This window comes from Mesorhizobium sp. B2-4-3, from assembly GCF_006442815.1.
Taxonomy (GTDB): Bacteria; Pseudomonadota; Alphaproteobacteria; order Rhizobiales; family Rhizobiaceae; genus Mesorhizobium.
In genome coordinates this window covers 1-19312 of sequence record NZ_VFVL01000057.1, presented here as the reverse complement: position 1 = coordinate 19312, position 19312 = coordinate 1, and the positions used below count along the sequence as shown (strand labels likewise).

Sequence of the window (19312 nt, the reverse complement as noted above, 5' to 3'; positions counted from 1 at the left end):
GTTCGCGATGTCCCCAGTCCATACACCCCCAAGTGGGGGAGATGTCCGGCAGGACAGAGGGGGGCGCGAAGGAACGCGGCGTCCGCCCAGAGCCAAAAAGGTAACAGCGTGGCCAAATCGCGCATCCAGTTCATCTGCCAGAATTGCGGCTCGGTGCATCAGCGCTGGGCCGGTAAATGCGATGCCTGCGGCGAGTGGAACACGCTGGTCGAGGAAGGCACGTCGGGTGGCATCGGCTCGGGGCCGGCCAACACGCGCAACGCCCGCAAGGGCCGCGCCGTGGTGCTGACCAGCCTGTCGGGCGACATCGAGGACGCGCCGCGCATCGTTTCCGGCATCGGCGAGCTCGACCGCGCGACCGGCGGCGGCTTCGTGCGCGGCTCGGCGCTGCTGGTCGGCGGCGATCCCGGTATCGGCAAATCGACGTTGCTGACACAGGCGGCGGCGGCACTTGCCTCGAAGGGCCATCGCATCGTCTATGTCTCGGGCGAGGAAGCGGTGGCTCAGATCAGGCTGCGGGCGCAGCGCCTCGGCGTCGCCTCGGCGCCGGTCGAGCTTGCCGCCGAAACCAATGTCGAGGACATCCTGGCGACCATCGCCGACGGCAAGCGGCCGGACCTCGTCATCCTCGATTCGATCCAGACGCTGTGGACGGACCTTGCCGATTCGGCGCCGGGCACCGTCACCCAGGTGCGCGCCGCCGCCCAGGCGATGATCCGCTACGCGAAATCCACAGGCGCGGCGATCGTGCTCGTCGGCCATGTCACCAAGGAAGGCCAGATCGCCGGCCCTCGCGTCGTCGAGCACATGGTCGACGGCGTGCTCTACTTCGAGGGCGAGGGCAACCACCACTTCCGCATCCTGCGCACGGTGAAGAACCGTTTTGGGCCAACCGACGAGATCGGCGTGTTCGAAATGTCGGACAAGGGCCTGCGCGAGGTCTCCAATCCATCCGAGCTGTTTCTAGGCGAACGGCACTCGAAATCGCCGGGCGCCGCGGTTTTCGCCGGCATGGAGGGCACCAGGCCGGTGCTGGTCGAGATCCAGGCGCTGGTCGCGTCCTCCTCGCTCGGCACGCCGCGCCGCGCCGTTGTCGGCTGGGACGGCGCGCGGCTGTCGATGGTGCTCGCGGTGCTCGAGGCGCATTGCGGCGTCCGCTTCGGCCAGCACGACGTCTACCTCAACGTCGCCGGCGGCTACCGGATCTCGGAGCCGGCAGCCGATCTCGCGGTCGCCGCCGCGCTGGTTTCGTCGCTCACCGGTCTTGCCCTTCCCGCCGATTGCGTCTATTTCGGCGAAATCAGCCTATCGGGCGCCGTGAGGCCGGTTGCACATGCGCAGCAGCGCCTCAAGGAAGCCGAAAAGCTGGGTTTTGGAAGCGCGGTGCTGCCGCTCGGCAGCGAGGAACTTGCCGGGGGGATCGGGGCCGGCGCTTTCCAGCCCACCGAGCTTGCCGACCTTGTGGCGCGCATAGCCGGCTCACGGCGCGGCCGTGCCGACGACGCGGAGTGATGCGGCTCGTCGGGCCGTAAGACAGGAAGTGGGGCGAGAACCATGCCGATTACGCTGCTTGACGGAATCCTCGTCGGCTTCACCCTGGTCTCAGCAATGCTCGCCATGGTGCGCGGCTTCTCCCGCGAAGTGCTCTCCGTGGTTTCCTGGGCGGCGGCGGCGGCGGCGGCTTTCTTCTTCTACAAGCCGGTGCTGCCCTATGTTCAGCCCTATGTCGACAACGACAAGATCGCGATGGCGGCTTCGGCGGGCGTCGTCTTCCTCATTGCGCTGATCGTCGTCTCCGTCATCACCATGAAGCTCGCCGACTGGATCATCGATTCGCGCATCGGCGCGCTCGACCGCACGCTCGGCTTCCTCTATGGCGCGGCGCGCGGCATCCTGGTGGTCGCGGTGGCGCTGCTGTTCTTCAACTGGCTGGCCGGCGCCAAGGCGCCTGCCTGGATCGCCAACGCCAAGTCGCGGCCGCTGCTCGAGACGATCGGCGCCAAGCTCGAAAGCGTGCTGCCGGAAAACACCGAGGAACTGGTCAACAAATACACGCATAAGGGCACGCCGCAGGCCGGCGCGCCGGCCACGACCGACCAACCCGCGGCCGAGCCGCCGGCAGGCGACGACAACGCGCCGGCGCCCGACGACAGCGAGGGCGAGGCGCCTGCCGACAACGAGCCGGCCAGCCCCGCGCCAGCCCCCGCCCCGGCTCCAGCGCCGGCAAACTGATTGCAAGCCGGCCTGGTGCCGGTTGTGAATGCAAGAAAGCGTGCGTTGCGTTCGGCGAGAGATCGCCTTATATGGCGGCTTTAGCGGAGCTTGAGCACCAGATGGCAGACTCAACGGCAGATGAAGGCAAGGTCCTTTCCGCCGAGGCCGATGATCATTTTCATGACGAATGCGGCGTGTTCGGCATCTTCGGCCGGCAGGACGCGGCGGCCATCGTCACACTCGGCCTTCATGCCCTGCAGCATCGCGGCCAGGAAGCGGCCGGCATCGTCTCCTATGACGGCACCCAATTCCATGTCGAACGCCATGTCGGCCTGATCGGCGATACCTTCACCAAGCAGCGCGTCATCGACAGCCTGCAGGGCAACCGCGCCATCGGCCACACGCGCTACGCCACCACCGGCGGCGCCGGCCTGCGCAACATCCAGCCCTTCTTCGCCGAGCTCGCGGAAGGCGGCCTTGCCGTGGCTCACAACGGCAACCTCACCAACGCGCTCACGGTGCAGCGCGCGCTGCAGAAGCAAGGCTCGATCTTCTCCTCGACCTCCGACACCGAGACGCTGCTGCATCTGGTCGCGACCAGCAAGGAGCGCGATTTGAATTCGCGTTTCATCGATGCGATCCGCCAGGTCGAAGGCGCCTTCTCGCTGGTGGCGATGACCGCCAAGAAGATGATCGGCTGCCGCGATCCGCTCGGCATCCGCCCGCTGGTGCTTGGCGACCTCGACGGCGCCTGGATCCTCGCTTCCGAAACCTGCGCGCTCGACATCATCGGCGCCCGCTTCGTGCGCGACATCAAGCCCGGCGAGATGGTGGTGGTCACCGCGAAGGGCATCGAGAGCATCTTCCCGTTCGAGCCGCAGAAGACGCGCTTCTGCATCTTTGAATATGTCTATTTCGCGCGGCCGGATTCCTCGGTCGAAGGCCGCAACGTCTATGATGTGAGGAAGCGCATCGGCGCCGAGCTCGCGCAGGAAAGCCCGGTCGAGGCCGACATCGTCGTGCCGGTGCCGGATTCCGGCACGCCGGCCGCGATCGGCTTCTCCCAGGCCGCCGGCATTCCCTTCGAGCTCGGCATCATCCGCAACCACTATGTCGGGCGCACCTTCATCCAGCCAGGCGATTCCATCCGCCACATGGGCGTGAGGCTCAAGCACAATGCCAACCGCCGCATGATCGAGGGCAAGCGCGTGGTGCTGGTCGACGATTCGATCGTGCGCGGCACCACCAGCCAGAAGATCGTGCAGATGGTGCGCGACGCCGGCGCCAGGGAAGTGCATATGCGCATCGCCTCGCCGCCGACGAGCGCGTCGTGCTTCTACGGCGTCGACACGCCGGAGAAGTCGAAGCTGCTTGCGTCGCGCATGTCGGTCGAGGAGATGGCGGAATTCATCCGCGTCGATTCGCTCGGCTTCCTGTCGATCGACGGGCTCTACCGCGCCGTCGGCGAGGCGCGCCGCGACAACGACCAGCCGCAATTCTGCGACGCCTGCTTCACGGGACTGTACCCTACCCGCCTGCTCGACTTCGAAGGCCACGACAATGTGCGCACGCTGTCGCTGCTGGCGAGCGGCGGGGCGTAGGCCGCATCACCTGACGGAACTGCCTGCATGACCCTCGACCTTTCCGGCCGCGTCGCGGTCGTAACCGGCGCCTCGCGCGGCATCGGCTATTTCATCGCCAGGGAACTGGCGGCAGCCGGCGCGCATGTGATCGCGGTGGCGCGCACGGTCGGCGGGCTGGAAGAGCTGGACGACCAGATCAAGGCCGATGGCCGCGGCCAGGCGACGCTGGTGCCGCTCGATCTTGCCGACATGGCCGGCATCGACCGTCTGGGCGGCGCCATCCACGAGCGCTGGGGCAAGCTGGATATCCTGGTTGCCAATGCCGGCGTGCTTGGCGTCATCTCGCCGATCGGCCATGTCGAAGCCAAGACCTTCGAGAAGGTGATGACCATCAACGTGACGGCGACCTGGCGGCTGATCCGCTCGGTCGACCCGCTGCTCAGGCTCTCCGACGCCGGCCGCGCCATCATCCTGTCGTCCAACGCGGCGCATTCGGCGCGCGCCTTCTGGGCGCCCTATGCGGCTTCCAAGGCGGCGGTCGAGACGATGATGCGTTCCTGGGCGCATGAGACCGAGACCCTGCCGCTGCGGGTGAACGCCGCCGATCCGGGCGCGACCCGGACCGCGATGCGCGCGCAGGCCATGCCCGGCGAAGATCCGGAGACGCTGCCGCATCCGTCCGAGATCGCCAGGCGCATCGTGCCCCTGGCAAGCCCGGAGCTGAAGGAAACCGGGCTGATCTTCCAGGCCAAGCACAACCGCTTCGTCGCCTACCGGCAGCCGGAATAAACTTGAGTATTAGGCGGATGAAATAGCGCTGCGGCTACGTTCTTCGAATGTAGGACATTCGAAACCGGAGGACCGATATGCGCAGACTTCTTCTCGTTGCCGCCACCGCCATGGCCGCCGCTCTTGCGGCAACAGCCGGCGTGGCGCTGTCGCAAGATGCCAAGATGAGTTTCTTCGTCACCAGCGTCGGCTCCGGCAAGGGCGCCGATCTCGGCGGGCTGAAAGGCGCCGATGCCCATTGCGCGTCGCTGGCGGAAGCGGCCGGCGTTACCGGCAAGACCTGGCATGCCTATCTGTCGAGCAGCAGCGAGGACGCGCGCGACCGCATCGGCAAGGGGCCATGGTTCAACGCCAAGGGCGAGAAGATCGCCGACGATGTCGCCTCGCTGCACAGCGACGCCAACGGCCTCACCAAGCAGACGGCGCTGACCGAAAAGGGCGAGACGATCAACGGCCGCGGCGACACGCCGAACCGCCACGACATGCTGACCGGCACCAAGCCCGACGGCACCAGGATCGCCGACCAGACCTGCGGCGACTGGACCATGAGCGGCGCCGAGGGCGCCGCCATGATGGGCCATCACGATCGCACCGGGCTCGACGATTCGGCGGCGGCGAAGTCGTGGAATTCCTCGCACGCCTCGCGCGGCGGCTGCAGCCAGGAGGCGCTCAAGGGCACCGGCGGCGACGGCCTGTTCTACTGCTTCGCGACCGAGTGAGCCGGGTCGCCCCCCTCTATTCACGGGTCTGTGACCGGGGCGACGAAAGCGTGTGCCGCCGCCCCGCTTTCGCCGCCCCAAGGGAGTTGCTAGGATCGGTCCGACTCCGACATTTGAGCAAAGCGAGGAATTCCCCATGGCTGCTACTCCCAGCGTAGCGTTGGTCTGGTATCTGGTGATCGCCGGCCCGCAAGGCGGCATGGTGGTGCTGCCCAGCACCTTCGACACCCGCGAACAGTGCACCAACGCCGTCACCGAATATCAGAAGCAGCCGACGCCTCAGGGCTGGGCCGTGCAATGCGTGCCGAGCGCCTCGCCTTTCACCGACGAGGGGGATGCGGAAGAGCCGTCGGCGCAGTAGCGGCCACAACACTCCCCCTCACCCAGCCTCCGCTTCGCTCGGCTGACCTCTCCCCGGTGGGGAGAGGCGTTTGCCAGCGTCGGCGCAACCTCTTCTCCCCACCGGGGAGAAGGTGGCCGCGTAGCGGCCGGATGAGGGGGCGTCGCGCCTCAGCGCTCCGCGCTCACACTCAACGCCGGCTTGTTGTTGATCGTCTGGAACACCACGCAGTAGCGTTCGGTGAGCTTGATGAGCGAATCGATGCGCTCCTGCGGCTCGTCGGTGTCGAGGTCGAATTTCAGCCTTATCTCGCGGAAGCCGACCGGCGCGTCCCGGGCGACGCCGAGCGTGCCGCGAAAATCGAGGTCGCCCTCGGCCTCGACCGTGGCGTTGCCGAGCTTGAACTCCAGGGCGGTCGCCACCGCTTTCAGCGTCACTCCGGCGCACGCGACCAGCGCTTCCAGCAGCATGTCGCCCGAGCACAGCTCGAGACCCGAGCCGCCGGTGGCCGGATGAAGCCCGGCGACAGCTAGCGCCCTGCCCGTCTCCACCTTGCAGGCGATCGACTGGTCGTCGAGCTTTCCGCGGGCTCTCAGCGTGATCAGCGCCTTGGCCGCATCGTCGCGATAGGCGTCCTTCAGCGGGGCCTGCATGGCCTTGAGTGCGGTTGCGTCCATTGTCTTGTCCTTCCGATCAGTCTTTGATGGTTGATAGCACAATTCCAGCTTGGGTTCCTCGCCTCCATGAAATGGGGGAAGGTGGCTCGGCGCGCTGCTCGACCGGATCGGCGCGATGGACGGGGTGGAGCGGACGTCGTCGTCGATTATTCTGTCGACACGGGTGGAACGGTGAAACTGTTGAGATGCTGGCGCGAGGCCCCCCTCTCTGTCCTGCCGGACATCTCCCCCTCAAGGGGGGAGATTGGCAGCTTCTGTCCTCAAACGCCCCTTTGACTTCGCCCGCTCCGGCCATACCTTTGCGGAGATCATTCCACCGGAGCCCACATGCGATCCAAGCTCATACCCCTCATCCTCCTGGCGTTCGCCGCTTTCTCACAGCCGAGCTTTGCCGCCGAAGCACCAGAGCGCCCCGCCCCCCAGGGCGGCGTGCTGTCGCTGCTGCCGCCGCCGCAGGTGACCGAGCATTCGATCACGCTTGGCGGGCGCAAGCTGGATTACCAGGCCAAGGCCGGCACGCTGTCGCTCTTGTCCGGCAAGGGCGACGTCACGGCCGAGATCTTTTATGTCGCCTACACGCAGCAGTCGCCGGCGCCGGCGAAGGAGCGGCCGATCACCTTCGTCTTCAACGGCGGTCCCGGTGCTGCGTCGGCTTACCTGCATATCGGCGCGATCGGGCCGCGCATCGTCGAGACCGCCGCCGACGGCGAGTTCCTGCGGCCGCCGCAAAAGCTCATCGACAATCCCGACAGCTGGCTCGACATGAGCGATCTCGTCTTCGTCGATCCGGTCGGTACCGGTTACAGCCGCGAGGCGCCGGGGCACGAGCCGAAGGAATTCTGGAGCGTCGATGCCGACGCCAGCTCGGTCGGCGCCTTCATCCGCCTCTATCTGGCGCAGAACGGCCGCACCGGATCGCCGCTTTTCCTCGCCGGCGAGAGTTATGGCGGCTTTCGCGCGGCGCTGCTTGCGCGCACGCTGCAGGAGGATGTGGGCCTGAGCCCCAGCGGCGTCGTGCTGATCTCGCCGGCGCTGGAGTTCATGCTGGTGCGCCCCGACCAGTTCGACCAGCTGCACTGGGCGCTGGAACTGCCTTCGCTGGCGGCGACGCGCCTGAAGGGCGACGGCGTCAGCGGTGATGCGTTGCGCGACAGGCTGGCCGAGGTCGAGCACTACGCGCTCGGCGATTACCTGACGGCGCTGAACAGCGGGCTGGAGCAAGGCGGCAAGCTCGCCAGCGGTCGCGTGTCGGAGATCACCGGCCTGCCGTTCGATCTCGTCCAACGCAATTTCGCCCGCATCCCCACCGGGCTTTTTGCCAAGGAATTCCAGCGCGCCACGGGCAAGGTGCTCAGCCCCTACGACGCCACCATCGGCACCGCCGACATCGCGCCGCAAAGCGCGCGTGACGCCGGCCCCGACCCGGTGCTCGACCGCAGCGTTCCGGTGCTGACCTCCGCCTTCGTCGCCTATGCCCGCGACGAGCTCAACTACCGCACCGATGTCAGCTACCGGCTGCTCAATGGCGAGATCAGCCGCAACTGGGATTACGGCACATCGGGCCAGGGCTATGCCGGCGTGATGAACGACCTGCAGCGCGCGCGTTCGCTCAACCCCGCCCTCGGCGTCGTCATCGTCAACGGCTACACCGACCTCGTCACGCCCTATCTCGCCTCGCGCTATCTGGTGAACCAGCTTCCTTCGCTATCAGACGCCAAGCCGATCCGCCTCGACGTCGTCGAGGGCGGCCACATGATGTATCTGCGGCCGGACGGGCGACGCGCGCTGAAGGATGCGGCATCGGAACTCTATCAGGCGACGCAGTAGTCCCCGACTGGCTCGCAGCAAAGGACTGCGCCAACGCAAGCGCCGTGCTGGAGCAGCGCAGCGCCTGTTTTCACTCGTATAGCTGCAGCGTGGCTCCGACTGGGGCGGAACCGCCTCACGCAAACACGCTGAAACCGCATGGCCGATGTCGTCGTCCTCGAAAGCCGCGAAAGGGTGCTGGCCGGCATCCTGTTCACGGCCGCCGCCTATTTCCTGTTTTCGGCGCAGGATGCCTCGATCAAGCTTCTGGTCGTCAGCATGACGGTCTGGCAGATCATGTTCGTCCGCTCGATCACGGTGCTCGTCGCCTGCGGCGCGATCGGCGGCAGGCGGCTGTTCGCCGACACGATGGATTCGCCGATCGTCAGGCCGATGCTGGTGCGCAGCGCGTTCACGCTGGCCGCCTGGCTTTGCTATTACAACGCCGCGCGCTCGCTGCAGCTCGCCGAGCTCACCACCATCTATTACGCAGCACCCATCATCGTCACCGTGCTTTCGGTGCTGATCCTGGGCGAGACGGTGCCGCTGCTGCGCTGGCTGGCGGTGTTCGTCGGTTTCGTCGGCGTCTTCATCGCCTGCGATCCGACCCGGCTCGGCCTCTCGCTGCCGGTGCTCCTAGTGCTGGCGGCCGCCGTCCTTTGGGGGATCGCCGTGGTGCTGCTGCGCAAGACCGCCATGCAGGAGCGCACCATGATCCAGCTCGTGCTCAACAATTTCTATTTCCTGCTCTTTTCGGCCGTGCCGGCGCTGATCTGGTGGCATATGCCCGACGGAACGCAGCTCCTTTTGCTCATCAGCGTCGGCGCGCTCGGCGGCGTGGCGCAATATATGCTGTTCGAGGGCATGAAGCGCGCGCCGGTGTCGATCGTGGCGCCGTTCGAGTACACCTCGCTGGTCTGGGCCTTCGCGCTGGGCTACGCCATCTGGGGCGACCTGCCGCGCACGGAAGTGTTCATGGGCGCGGCGCTGATCATCGGCGCCGGCCTGCTCATCGTCGGCAACGAGCGTTTCCGCAAACGGGAGCAGGCCTGATGACAGAAGGCTGTCAGGAGCAACCCAGTAGGTTGGTGTTATGACCGATGCGCTCGACATACCGGAAAAGCTTGCGCCTGCCGCCGACGCGGCCGCCGAGCGCACGCTCGGCATCATCCTGGTGTCGGCCTCGGCGATCGCCTTCGCGCTCACCGGCGTGCTGACCAAGTCGATCCATGCCGATCCGCTGACCATCACCTGCTGGCGCGGTTTTTTCGGCTCGATCCTGATCACGCTCTACGTGCTGTGGCGCCGGCGCCGCTCGGGCGGGCGCGAGAGCCTGAGATTGGGCTGGCGCGGCTGGCTGCTGGCGGTCGAAGGGGCAGCGGCCAGCATCGCCTTCATCTCGGCCTTCAAATTCACCTATGTCGCCAATGTCGCGGTGATCTACGCGACCTCGCCCTTCATCGCGGCGCTGCTCGCCTTCCTTCTGGTACGGGAAAAATTCCGGCTGCAGACGATGCTGGCTGCGGCGGTATCGCTTTGCGGCGTCGCCATCATGGTGGGCGCCGGCCTCGGCAACGGGCATCTGTTCGGCGACGCCCTGGCGCTGCTGATGACCGCAGGCAGCGCGCTCTATATGATCATGGTGCGCGCTTTTCGCGACTCGCCGGTCGTCTGGGCCGGCGCTGTCTCGGCCTTCCTGCTTTTCGTGCTCGGCTGGTTCGTCACCGATCCGCTCGCCGTCTCCGCCCGCGACGTGGCGCTGCTCGCCACCTTCGGCTGCTCCTTCGCCCTTGCCTCGATCCTGTGGACGGAAGGCTCGCGGCTGATCCCGTCGGCGGAAGCCGGGCTGCTCGGCTCGGCCGAGGTGCCGTTCGCCATCCTGTTTGCCCTGTTGTTCCTTGGCGAAATCCCGCCGATGGCCAGCATCATCGGCGGCGCCATCGTGCTTTGCGCGGTTTTCGCGCATGCCGGACGCGACTGGTTGAAGGCGAAATCGGCGCGTTCGTAAATTATTTTCGCAGTCACGGAACCATCGTCCGACTCAGGCATTGTTAGTCCGACGGGTCACCCCCCAAGTCCCCCCAAACCCCTCGACCCGTCCGACTAGAAGCCGACCCGCAAAAAGGTCGGCTTTTTCTTTTGGGCAATCGGCCTCAGGACGGAAGGGCCAGCCCGCCAGCAAGCAGCTCCGCCAGGTCCCGCGCCGGACGCGCGGCTTCGCGGCTGAGCCGGATGGCGAAATCGGCCATCGGCAGCGGCGGGAGGTCGAAATCGGCAGATGCCTCGACGATGCCGGAATGGGCGAAACGCCGGGTGCGCGGCGTCAGCGCGATGCCGGCATTGACCGCGGCGCGCAGTCCGGCAAGGCTGGCGCTGCCGGCGGCGATGCGATAGCGGCGGCCGGCCGCGTCGAGCGCATTGAGCGCCGCCTCCCTGAAGCCGCAATAGGGGTCGAGCAGCGCCAGCGGCACCGCTTCGGGCCGCGCTGCCAGGCCTTTTTCCGAGCAGAGCCACAGCATCGGCTCGCTGATCACGGCCGTTTCATCCAGCGACGGGGCATGGCGCATGGTGATCGCGAGGTCCAACTGGCCCGCCTGCAGGGCCGATCCGAGTTCCAGCGAGCGGCCGACACGCAGCTCAATGCGCACTCGCGGATGGCTGGCAGCGAAGGCCCGGAGCAGGTCCGGCAGGCCCTGATCGGCGAAATCCTGCGTCGTGCCGATGGCGATGCGGCCGCCGGCGCGCGCGCCTTTCAGCGCCAGCCACGCCTCGGTGTGGACGGCAAGGATGCGACGCGCATGGCCGACAAGGTCCGCGCCGGCCGGCGTCAGCCCGCGCCCCCTGCCCTGCGGGATGAGCAGCGGCTCGCCGACGATCTCCTCCAGCCGCTGCATCTGCGCGGTCACCGCCGACGGCGTGCGGCCGACAGTGGATGCCGCCTTGGCGAGCGAGCCGCCATCGACAAAGGCAAGGAAGGTTTTCAGAAGATCCGGATCGAGCGTTTCCATATACTTCGATGATATCGAATCTTTTGTCAAAAACAATTCGATTTTATTGATGTTATGCCAGTGGGCATGCTCCTCCCATCAACGGCGCGAGGCGCCAAACCCGAAGGAGAGAAAAATGCCGATCATCAATGTCAGCGTCACCGGGAAGCCCAACGCGAAGCTGTCCGCCGCGATCGCCAAGGAGGTCACGGAGATCACCGCCAAGGAGTTGCGCAAAGATCCGACCATCACCGCGGTCGCCGTCAACTATATCGAGCCGCAGCACTGGTTCGCCGGCGGCAAGTCGCTGGCGGAGCATGGCGCCAATACGTTCTGGCTGGACATCAAGGTCGTCGACGGCACCAACACCAAGCTCGAGCTCGAAGCCTACCTCAAGGCGATCTTCGAAGCCTTCGGCCGGCTGCTTAACGGCGTGCATGAGGAAAGCTACGCCTTCGTGCATGAGGTGCCGGCGGCGGCCTATGGCTATGGCGGCAAGAGCCAGGAGTTCCGGTTCATCAGCGGGAGGCTGAAGGCGGCGTGAGGGCATTCTTTTGCTCGTTCGCCGTTTACGAGAGGGTGGTTATCCCACGGGAGGATGAAGCCTTGTATCAAGCGCGAAATGCTCCTGGAGACGCAGTCTATAGAGGCCGGCCGCCCGACCGGGATCGAACACCAGATTCCAGCTATGCTGGGATACCGCGCTGGGGACCAAAAAGAAGGGATACTTGGCCAGCAGAGCATCGCCAAACTGCTGCTGGCCGGCGCCTGGAATGCCGGGACGCAGCCAGCTTGCGTTCGGAATCTCATCCATTTCCACCACGTGAACCTTTAATGGATCGGTGATGTCGAATGCCGTCAGCCCGTGAGGAACGGTATCCAACGTACGAAATCCTTTGTGGACCGCCACCTCGAGAATGGCGGTCGATGGATCGACGGATGCATAGACGGCTCTGACGCCTTTGCTGTTCCACCTTCCCCCGAGTTTGAAGGCTCCCTCACCGCTGTCCCAAGCTGCCTGGAAGCGTTTGTGATCAAGTCTCCAGCCGACGACATCGCCTGTCCCAAGAGATCCCGGCAAAGGCGTCACGCGTAGACACCGTAGTCGAGCCGTTCGAGGAATTCCTGCACAAGTGTGGTACCCGCCGCTGTGGCCAGCAGATCGATCGGCCGCCTGTTGTCCAAGCCCATGGCGGGTTCAATCATCCATTTTTCAGCCGCTTCCTGGGTCCCAAGAACGGACATGGCCTTGGTGAGTACCCTGGCGAAATTCCAGGTCCTGGAGCCTTGCTCGCGATTGAGCGTCCTGGAGTGATCCGATTTGTGCCGCTGAAATGTCCGCTCGCTCATGCCGAATGCCGCCTCGAAGGCATCTGCATCAATGACGGTCAGCTGCCCGACAAGACTTTCCAGGGCCTCGCTTGGAATTCCATGCAGGATCATTTCATGGGCCTCGAGCTGACTGGATATGGAAGATCCAAGAACCTTCGGCCCGCCGAACATGTCGACCAGCCGTTCGAACTCCGGCTCCATGTGTGGAGCTTCAGCAAACCCTGTTGGGAAACTGGCCATGTCATGTCTCCGTCACGTGTCGCTTTATTTACGACATGTGTCGAAGTTTTTCAAGTGGAAGCTTCTAAAGTGAAGGCCTATCTGGCCATCGCTGACAGGCGTGGAACCGAAACGCCGCCTCGGTCAGAGCCCGCATTGACCTTGCCCCGACTTCCGCTACCCTCTGCCACCGAAGCGGCCGCCAAGAGCCGCGTCCTGGAGGAGACTGGGAGAGAGCGGCATGATCCTGACCCTGGCGCTGCTGGCGGGCCTTGCCCTTGCCTGGCTGCTGATCGCCGTGATCGAGCGGTTCCGGCTCGACCTGCGCTTCACCCAGGCGCTGCTCTATGTGCCGTTCAAGCTCGCCTACCGCATCGCCGACAACCGCATCCGCATTGCCCGCAGCGCCAAGACGCCGGTGATCTATGTCGTGTCGCACCAGTCGCGCATCGAGCCGGCGCTGATGCTGTCACTGCTTCCCGACGACACGCTGCATATCCTGGACGAGGCCTCGGCGCGCTCGCCATGGCTGGAGCCGTGGCGCGAGCTTGCCCGCACCATCGCCTTCAACGCCGAGCATGTCTTCGTCAGCCGGCGGCTGGTGCGCGTGCTGAAGGGCAAGGGGCGGCTCGCCGTCTACCTGCCCGACGATGTCGAGCCGGACGTCAAGTCCTTCCGGCTGTTTCGCGCCATCACCCGTATCGCCATGCAGGCCGACGCCCGCATCGTGCCGATCTTCGTCGCCGGCACGCGCGACCTGCCGATGTCGCTGACGCCGAAGGAGAAAGCGCCGCGCCACTGGTTCCCGCGGCTTTCGGTGAGCGTGCTGGAGCCGATGACCATCGCCGAGCTGGTGGCGCGCAACCCGGACATGGCCTCCAACACCAACGCGCTGTTCGACCGTTTCGCCGAAGCGCGGCTCTACGGCACCAATCTCGACCGCGGGTTGTTCCTTGCCATGCGCGATGCGGCCGACCGCGTCGGCCCCTCGCACACGATCATCGAGGACGTGATTTCCGGCTCGCTCAGCTATCGCAAGCTGTTCATCGGCGCGCGCGTGCTTGGCCGCCATTTCGAGGCGGTGACAGCGCCCGGCGAAGCGGTCGGCGTGCTCCTACCCAACGCCAATGGCGTGGTGCTCACCTTCGTCGGCCTAATCTCAGCGGGCCGCATCGCAGCGATGATCAACTACACCGCCGGCCCGGCCAGCGTCACCGCGGCGATCCGCACCGCCGTCGTCAGGACGGTGGTTTCCTCCCGCGCCTTCATCGAAAAGGCCGGCATCGACGACATCGTCGCCGCGGTCGAGGCGGGCGGCGCCAAGATGCTGTGGCTGGAGGACGTGCGCGCCGGCGTGACGGCGCTGGACAAGGTGGCGGCCGCGCTCTTGTGGCGCCTGCCTTTGCAGCGGCAGCAAGCCTCGAAGCCGGCGGTCATTTTGTTCACCTCCGGCTCGGAAGGCACGCCGAAGGCGGTGGTGCTGTCGAACCGCAACCTGCTTGCCAATGTCATGCAAGCGGAAGCGCGCGTCTCCGTCTCGCCGGCCGACGTCCTGCTCAACGTGCTGCCGGTGTTCCATTCCTTCGGGCTGACCGGCGGCACCATCCTGCCGCTGGTGCTGGGGATAAAGCTGTTCCTCTACCCCTCGCCGCTGCACTACAAGATCATCCCCGAGATCGCCCGCAAGGTGAAGCCGACCGTGATGTTCGGCACCGACACTTTCCTCGCCAACTATGCCCGAACCGCCAAGGACGGCGACTTCTCCAGCCTGCGTTTCGTCGTGGCCGGCGCCGAAGCGGTGAAACCGGAGACGCGGCGCACCTATCGCGACCGTTTCCAGGCCTCGATCGTCGAAGGTTTCGGGCTGACCGAGGCCGCACCAGTCGTGGCGGTGAACACCGCCATCCACGGCCGCGACGGCACAGTCGGGCGGCCGCTGCCAGGGATCCGCATGAAGCTGGAACCGGTCGAAGGCATCGCCGAGGGTGGCCGGCTGTGGCTCGACGGGCCGAATATGATGATGGGCTACATGACCGCCGAGCGTCCCGGCGAATTGCAGCGGCTGGAAGGCTGGCACGACACAGGCGACATCGTCTCGATCGACCGCGAGGGTTTCATCGCCATCCGCGGCCGGGCCAAGCGCTTCGCCAAGATCGCCGGCGAGATGGTGTCGCTGGGCGCCGTCGAGATGCTGGTGCAGTCGCTATGGCCGGAAGAGCGCCACGCGGCGGTGGCAGTGCCGGACAAGAGGCGCGGCGAGCGCATCGTGCTGGTCACCACCGCCGACGACGCCAGCGCCGAGGAGTTGCGCCAGTTCGGCAAGAAGGCGGGTGCTGCCGAACTGATGGTGCCCAACGACATCATCAAGGTCGACGAGATCCCGGTGCTGGGTTCGGGCAAGACGGATTACATCTCGGCGCGTAAGCTGGCGATCGACCGGCTGGGGCTCAGCGCGGCGGCATAGCGCGGCGCTCCCACTACTACCTGATCAACCTTGCATGACGGCGTGCGGCTTGGCCGCGCCGTCATGCCGCACACGGAAATAATGAACAAATCTAGTGAGTGATCATTTACTCACCATGGCATAATGCGAGGAACAGGCTATGGCAAAGATCCTTGTCACTGGCGGTACCGGGCACTTGGGGCGCGATCTTGTGCCGGCTCTGATGGGGTCAGGGCACGACGTCAGGCTTCTGGTCAGGAAACCGCAACCAGGCAGGTCCGTTGAATGGGCACTTGGCGATCTCGCGACCGGAGCCGGTCTGGAGGACGCGCTTCGTGGCGCCGACACTGTCATCCACGCCGCGACACTATCGCCGATCGCCAGGCGCGGCATGAGGATCGTCGATTTCTTTTCCAGCCCATCCGACGTCGATATCGAAGGCACAAGACATCTTCTCGCCGCATCGCGGCGTGCCGGCATTTCGCATTTCATTTTCGTCTCGATTGTCGGACTTGAGTTCAGCACCTTGCCCTATAGCCGGGTGAAACTGGCGGGTGAGCGCCTGGTGCGGGATTCGCAGCTTTCATGGTCGGTTATCCGCGCGACGCCTTTCTTCTATCTCCTGGAGCAGATGCTGGGCGGCTTGCGATGGCTGCCGGTCTGGCCGCTGCCGACCGCCCCCGCAAATCCCATCGACACGCGTGACGTAGCAAGTTACCTGGCCGAAGCGGTCAGCGACGACAGACGCGGCATGCGCCCGGAGATCGGCGGTCCGGAGATACTGCCGTTCTCGGGCTTCGCGCGACAATATCGCGATGCGCTCGGGCTTCGGCGCCTCATCCTGCCGCTGCCGGTCAGCCGCAGGATGAGCCTTGCCATCGGTCTGATCGAAGCCAGCGACCGGCTCGGCGAAAGGACCTGGAAAGCCTGGCTGGCCGAGCAAAGCAAGCAACCGCGCCCCGCCGCAGTGCCTTCCTGATCGTGTTCAGCGTCTCGGTTTCGTGCGGGAATGCTATGGTCGGCGCCGACTCTTATTGGATCATGCGATACGGAAAGCCGTCATGAAGCCGCCGTCAAACGGACGCCAACGCATATTGCATGAGGCGATCCGCCTGTTCGCCGAGCGCGGCTACGACCGCACGAGCGTTCCCGACATCCAGGAAGCTGCCGGCCTGTCGCGGGGGTCCGGCGCTCTCTATAAGCACTATCCGTCGAAGGAGGGGCTGCTGGCCGAGGCGATCAACCAGTTTGTCGACACCGCGCGGGAGGGTCGGACGGAGTTTGCCGAGACATCGCTGCCGATCGACCAACAAGCGCGGCAACTCGTCGAGGGCATGCTGGCACGGCTCGGGGCCAACCGTGACGTTCTCAGGATCCTGTGGCGCGACCTTGAGCATTTCCCCAGCCTGAAGGCAGCCGCGCGCGACGAAATCATAGAAAGGACATATCGCGCGGTCGCTGAATGGCTGCAAGAGCATCAGCAGCGGGGCGATCTACGTCCGCATGACAGCGAAGCGGTGGCTGTCGTCGTCGTCGGCAGCATTGCCATGTTCCGCGTCTTTGAAGCAATCTGGGGCGAGCGCGCGATCGAGATCGATGATCAACGCTTCGCGTCGGCCTGGAGCGATCTGCTCCTGCGCGGTCTTCGACCTTAGAGCGATTACGGAAACGGCGAGCCGCTCCAACTCTTATTTTCACGCAATTCCGGACGGAAAACCGCCACGCACTTGTCCTGGAATTGCTCTAACCGATATCCGAAGGCGGCACCTTCTCGCCTTCGCGCATGGCGCGCTTGGAATAAGCGCGCACCGAGAACGGCAGGAACAGCAGATACCCCGCGACGGAGGCGGTCAGCGTGTACCAGGGATAGGTCATCAACAAGAGGATGTAGAGCACCACGCCCAGGATCACCGGCAGCACCCTGTCGCCCGGCACCTTGACGCTCTTGCCCGAGTAGACCGGCAGGCGGCTGACCAGGAGGAAGGCGACCAGCACGGTGAAACCGGTGGCGACGAAGGCGGCCGGCCTGGTGGGCTCCAGCCCGAGCCGCAGGAAATAGAGATAGAGCGGCAGCATGACCAGCACAGCACCCGCCGGGGCCGGCACACCGACGAAATATTCGGTCTGCCAGGCCGGCTGGTCGGTATCGTCGGCCAGCACGTTGAAGCGGGCAAGCCGCATGCCACAAGCGATGGTGAAGAGAAGTGCTGCGATCCACCCGGGCGAGCCGGCGCGGTCGAGCAGGAAGGCGTAGAGAACCAGGGCCGGCGCCACGCCGAAATTGACGATATCGGCCAGCGAATCCATCTGGGCGCCGAATTTCGAGGTCGCCTTCAGCATGCGCGCCAGCCGGCCGTCGATGCCGTCGAGGAACGCGGCAAGCAGCACCATGACCACCGCGATCTCGAAGCGGTTCTCGAAGGCGAAGCGGATGCCGGAAAGGCCGGCGCAGATGGCAAGCACGGTGACCAGATTGGGCAGCACCATGCGCATCGGGATCTCGCGGATGCGCGGACCGCCGCTGGCATGGGCCTCGAATTTCTTGAACGGCGCGCCCAACGCTCAGGAAACCCTGACCAGTGGCGTGACCGCGGTGCCGCCAAATTCGGCGAGCACGGTCTCGCCGCCGACCGCCGTCTGGCCGACCGCGACGCGCGGCACGGCGCCCGACGGCAGGAAGACGTCGACGCGCGAGCCGAAGCGGATCAGGCCGAAACGCTCGCCGATCGCGATCGAGCCGCCGGCCTCGGCCCAGCAGACGATGCGGCGCGCGACCAGCCCGGCGATCTGGACGGCGGCGATGGTGCCGTTCGGGCTGTCGATGACCAGGCCGTTGCGCTCGTTCTCCGCGCTTGCCTTGTCGAGCTCGGCGTTGAGGAATTTTCCGGGCTTGTGCTCGATGCGGGTGATCCGGCCGCGCACCGGAGCGCGGTTGATGTGGCAGGAAAACACGTTCATGAACACCGAGATGCGGGTCATCTCGCCGGAGCCGAGGCCAAGCTCGCTCGGCGGCACCGCGGGCCCGACCGCGGAAATCACGCCATCGGCCGGGCTCACCACCAGCCGGTCGTCGACCGGCGTGACCCGCTCGGGATCGCGGTAGAAATAGACGCACCATGCGGTGAGGATCAGCCCGATCCAAAACAGGATCGAGGAGAAATAGCCAAGGAACAGCGTCGCCGCGGCGAAGGCGGCAATGAAGGGATAGCCTTCGCGATGGATTGGAACGAACGTATTCTTGACAGAGTCGAGAAGCGTCATAGGGCTTGGGGGCGGTCCCTGTTTCAGGTTGCGCCTCAATAGCGGAAAGCCCCCCTCCCCGCAACGCAACAATATGCCCCGTGATCCCGATCACTGCCGACGCCGGCGGGACAGCGCCCCCTCTGTCCTGCCGGACATCTCCCCCACTTGGGGGGAGATCGGCTGTCACGTCCGCCTTCGCCAATCGTCAGCCCTGGCGAGACATCTGCGCCTTACACCTCCGGCACCCGCTGGTAGTTGGCGATGTCGGCCTTGACGCCCAGGCGGGCGATCGTTTCCTGCGGGCTGAAGGCGATGCTCTCATGCGCGGCCTTGACGATCGGCACCACCTTGTCGATGGCGGCCTGGCTTTCCCATTCGACCATGGTGACAAGGTTGAACTCGCCGGGGCCCGAGAACTGCTCGAGCAGGAAGTCCTGCACGAAACCCTCCTGCTGGCGCAGCAGCTCATGCGTCATCCTGGCCTTGCCGAGGATTTCGTCGCGCGCTTGCGCCGGCACGACGAATTTGTCGACCCGGAACACGCTGCCGGTGCGGTGAGTACTGGTGCTCATTTTCATCCATCTCCGATCTGGAAGGTTGTTGGCAGGAGGCCCGGAGACGGTTTGCAAGCTCAAGATAGGTTGAGGTCAAGGGGGATTTTCGCCCTCCCTTCTCCCCTTGTGGGGTGAGAAGCGGTCCGCGTTAGCGGGCGAAAAGCCAATTGCTTGGCTTTTCGAGCTTCGAACGCCCTGAGCCTGCGAAGGGCCGGGTGGTGGATCGGCGTGAAGCGCCGAGACGGATGAGGGGTGTTCCAGGGAACGCCAGCATCTCACTCCGCTGGAACACTCCTCATCCGGCCGCTTCGCGGCCACCTCTCCCACAGGGAGGGTTTTGCACGGGAGCCGATATTTAGCGCATGAGGCAGATGGGCGTTTTTTGAAAGGCGCTCGGGCCACTTTG

20 protein-coding genes and 1 pseudogene are annotated in these 19312 nt (G+C 65.4%); 14 read left to right on the top strand and 7 right to left on the bottom strand.

From position 1 onward, the window contains the following. Positions 1 to 108 precede the first annotated feature (108 nt). The 6 genes from radA (at position 109) to FJ956_RS29790 (ending at position 5666) form a co-directional block, all read left to right on the top strand. Entirely contained in the window at positions 109 to 1512 is a 1404-nt protein-coding gene (radA, locus tag FJ956_RS29815; RefSeq protein WP_140684799.1) for a DNA repair protein RadA, read from the top strand. Between the two features lie 42 nt (positions 1513 to 1554). Further along, positions 1555 to 2232 (top strand): CvpA family protein, encoded by a 678-nt coding sequence (locus FJ956_RS29810; protein ID WP_140684798.1) that lies wholly within the window; start codon positions 1555 to 1557, stop codon positions 2230 to 2232. Between the two features lie 101 nt (positions 2233 to 2333). Further along, positions 2334 to 3815 (top strand): amidophosphoribosyltransferase, encoded by a 1482-nt coding sequence (purF, locus tag FJ956_RS29805; RefSeq protein WP_140684797.1) that lies wholly within the window; start codon positions 2334 to 2336, stop codon positions 3813 to 3815. 27 nt (positions 3816 to 3842) lie between these two features. Then, positions 3843 to 4586, top strand: a complete 744-nt coding sequence (locus FJ956_RS29800; protein ID WP_140684796.1) for an SDR family NAD(P)-dependent oxidoreductase — start codon at positions 3843 to 3845, stop codon at positions 4584 to 4586. A 77-nt stretch (positions 4587 to 4663) separates the two neighbouring features. Beyond that, a complete protein-coding gene (locus tag FJ956_RS29795; protein ID WP_140684795.1) occupies positions 4664 to 5305 on the top strand; it encodes a hypothetical protein in 642 nt (213 codons plus the stop codon). Between the two features lie 136 nt (positions 5306 to 5441). After that, on the top strand, positions 5442 to 5666 hold the full coding sequence (locus tag FJ956_RS29790; RefSeq protein ID WP_140684794.1) for a hypothetical protein: 225 nt from the start codon (positions 5442 to 5444) through the stop codon (positions 5664 to 5666). Positions 5667 to 5815: 149 nt separating this feature from the next. Here FJ956_RS29790 and FJ956_RS29785 read toward each other — a convergent pair whose 3' ends face one another. Beyond that, complete coding sequence (locus FJ956_RS29785) at positions 5816 to 6322, bottom strand: OsmC family protein (protein ID WP_140684793.1); 507 nt, start codon at positions 6320 to 6322, stop codon at positions 5816 to 5818. Positions 6323 to 6401: 79 nt separating this feature from the next. Between FJ956_RS29785 and FJ956_RS29780 the strand changes: the two are divergent. The 4 genes and pseudogenes from FJ956_RS29780 to FJ956_RS29765 all read left to right on the top strand — a co-directional run. Beyond that, positions 6402 to 6497, top strand: a pseudogene (locus FJ956_RS29780) (AsnC family transcriptional regulator); the annotation flags it as partial. 152 nt (positions 6498 to 6649) lie between these two features. Continuing rightward, positions 6650 to 8149 carry a peptidase S10 gene (locus FJ956_RS29775; protein WP_140684792.1) on the top strand — a complete coding sequence of 500 codons (1500 nt, stop codon included), beginning with the start codon at positions 6650 to 6652 and terminating at the stop codon, positions 8147 to 8149. Between the two features lie 138 nt (positions 8150 to 8287). Next, on the top strand, positions 8288 to 9181 hold the full coding sequence (locus FJ956_RS29770) for a DMT family transporter (protein WP_140684791.1): 894 nt from the start codon (positions 8288 to 8290) through the stop codon (positions 9179 to 9181). A 40-nt stretch (positions 9182 to 9221) separates the two neighbouring features. Next, the gene (locus tag FJ956_RS29765; RefSeq protein WP_140684790.1) at positions 9222 to 10136 is read left to right on the top strand and encodes a DMT family transporter; all 915 of its coding nucleotides are present in this window, start codon (positions 9222 to 9224) and stop codon (positions 10134 to 10136) included. A gap of 145 nt (positions 10137 to 10281) precedes the next feature. Here FJ956_RS29765 and FJ956_RS29760 read toward each other — a convergent pair whose 3' ends face one another. Next, positions 10282 to 11136, bottom strand: a complete 855-nt coding sequence (locus FJ956_RS29760) for a LysR substrate-binding domain-containing protein (RefSeq protein WP_140684789.1) — start codon at positions 11134 to 11136, stop codon at positions 10282 to 10284. 115 nt (positions 11137 to 11251) lie between these two features. Here FJ956_RS29760 and FJ956_RS29755 point away from each other — a divergent pair, with 115 nt between their 5' ends. Next, positions 11252 to 11659: a 4-oxalocrotonate tautomerase family protein gene (locus FJ956_RS29755; RefSeq protein WP_140684788.1), complete on the top strand. Its 408-nt coding sequence runs from the start codon at positions 11252 to 11254 to the stop codon at positions 11657 to 11659. A gap of 39 nt (positions 11660 to 11698) precedes the next feature. Here FJ956_RS29755 and FJ956_RS29750 read toward each other — a convergent pair whose 3' ends face one another. Together FJ956_RS29750 and FJ956_RS29745 are read right to left on the bottom strand one after the other, a co-directional pair. Then, a complete protein-coding gene (locus FJ956_RS29750) occupies positions 11699 to 12205 on the bottom strand; it encodes an RES domain-containing protein (RefSeq protein WP_140684787.1) in 507 nt (168 codons plus the stop codon). Next, positions 12202 to 12687 carry an antitoxin Xre/MbcA/ParS toxin-binding domain-containing protein gene (locus FJ956_RS29745; RefSeq protein WP_140684786.1) on the bottom strand — a complete coding sequence of 162 codons (486 nt, stop codon included), beginning with the start codon at positions 12685 to 12687 and terminating at the stop codon, positions 12202 to 12204. Before FJ956_RS29745 ends, FJ956_RS29750 begins: the two co-directional genes overlap by 4 nt. 220 nt (positions 12688 to 12907) lie before the next feature. On the opposite strand from FJ956_RS29745, the gene FJ956_RS29740 reads away from it, so the two are divergent. The 3 genes from FJ956_RS29740 to FJ956_RS29730 all read left to right on the top strand — a co-directional run bounded on the left by FJ956_RS29740 (position 12908) and on the right by FJ956_RS29730 (position 16764). Further along, on the top strand, positions 12908 to 15130 hold the full coding sequence (locus FJ956_RS29740; protein ID WP_140684785.1) for an AMP-binding protein: 2223 nt from the start codon (positions 12908 to 12910) through the stop codon (positions 15128 to 15130). 139 nt (positions 15131 to 15269) lie between these two features. Continuing rightward, a complete protein-coding gene (locus tag FJ956_RS29735; RefSeq protein ID WP_140684784.1) occupies positions 15270 to 16088 on the top strand; it encodes an NAD(P)H-binding protein in 819 nt (272 codons plus the stop codon). An 82-nt stretch (positions 16089 to 16170) separates the two neighbouring features. Then, a complete protein-coding gene (locus tag FJ956_RS29730; protein ID WP_140684783.1) occupies positions 16171 to 16764 on the top strand; it encodes a TetR/AcrR family transcriptional regulator in 594 nt (197 codons plus the stop codon). Positions 16765 to 16852: 88 nt separating this feature from the next. Here the strand turns inward: FJ956_RS29730 and FJ956_RS29725 are convergent, their stop codons facing one another. The 3 genes from FJ956_RS29725 to FJ956_RS29715 form a co-directional block, all read right to left on the bottom strand. After that, complete coding sequence (locus FJ956_RS29725; RefSeq protein ID WP_246672242.1) at positions 16853 to 17596, bottom strand: phosphatidylcholine/phosphatidylserine synthase; 744 nt, start codon at positions 17594 to 17596, stop codon at positions 16853 to 16855. A 75-nt stretch (positions 17597 to 17671) separates the two neighbouring features. Beyond that, a complete protein-coding gene (locus FJ956_RS29720; protein ID WP_140684781.1) occupies positions 17672 to 18370 on the bottom strand; it encodes a phosphatidylserine decarboxylase in 699 nt (232 codons plus the stop codon). Between the two features lie 212 nt (positions 18371 to 18582). Beyond that, positions 18583 to 18924 carry an antibiotic biosynthesis monooxygenase gene (locus FJ956_RS29715; RefSeq protein WP_181170410.1) on the bottom strand — a complete coding sequence of 114 codons (342 nt, stop codon included), beginning with the start codon at positions 18922 to 18924 and terminating at the stop codon, positions 18583 to 18585. Positions 18925 to 19312: the final 388 nt, after the last annotated feature.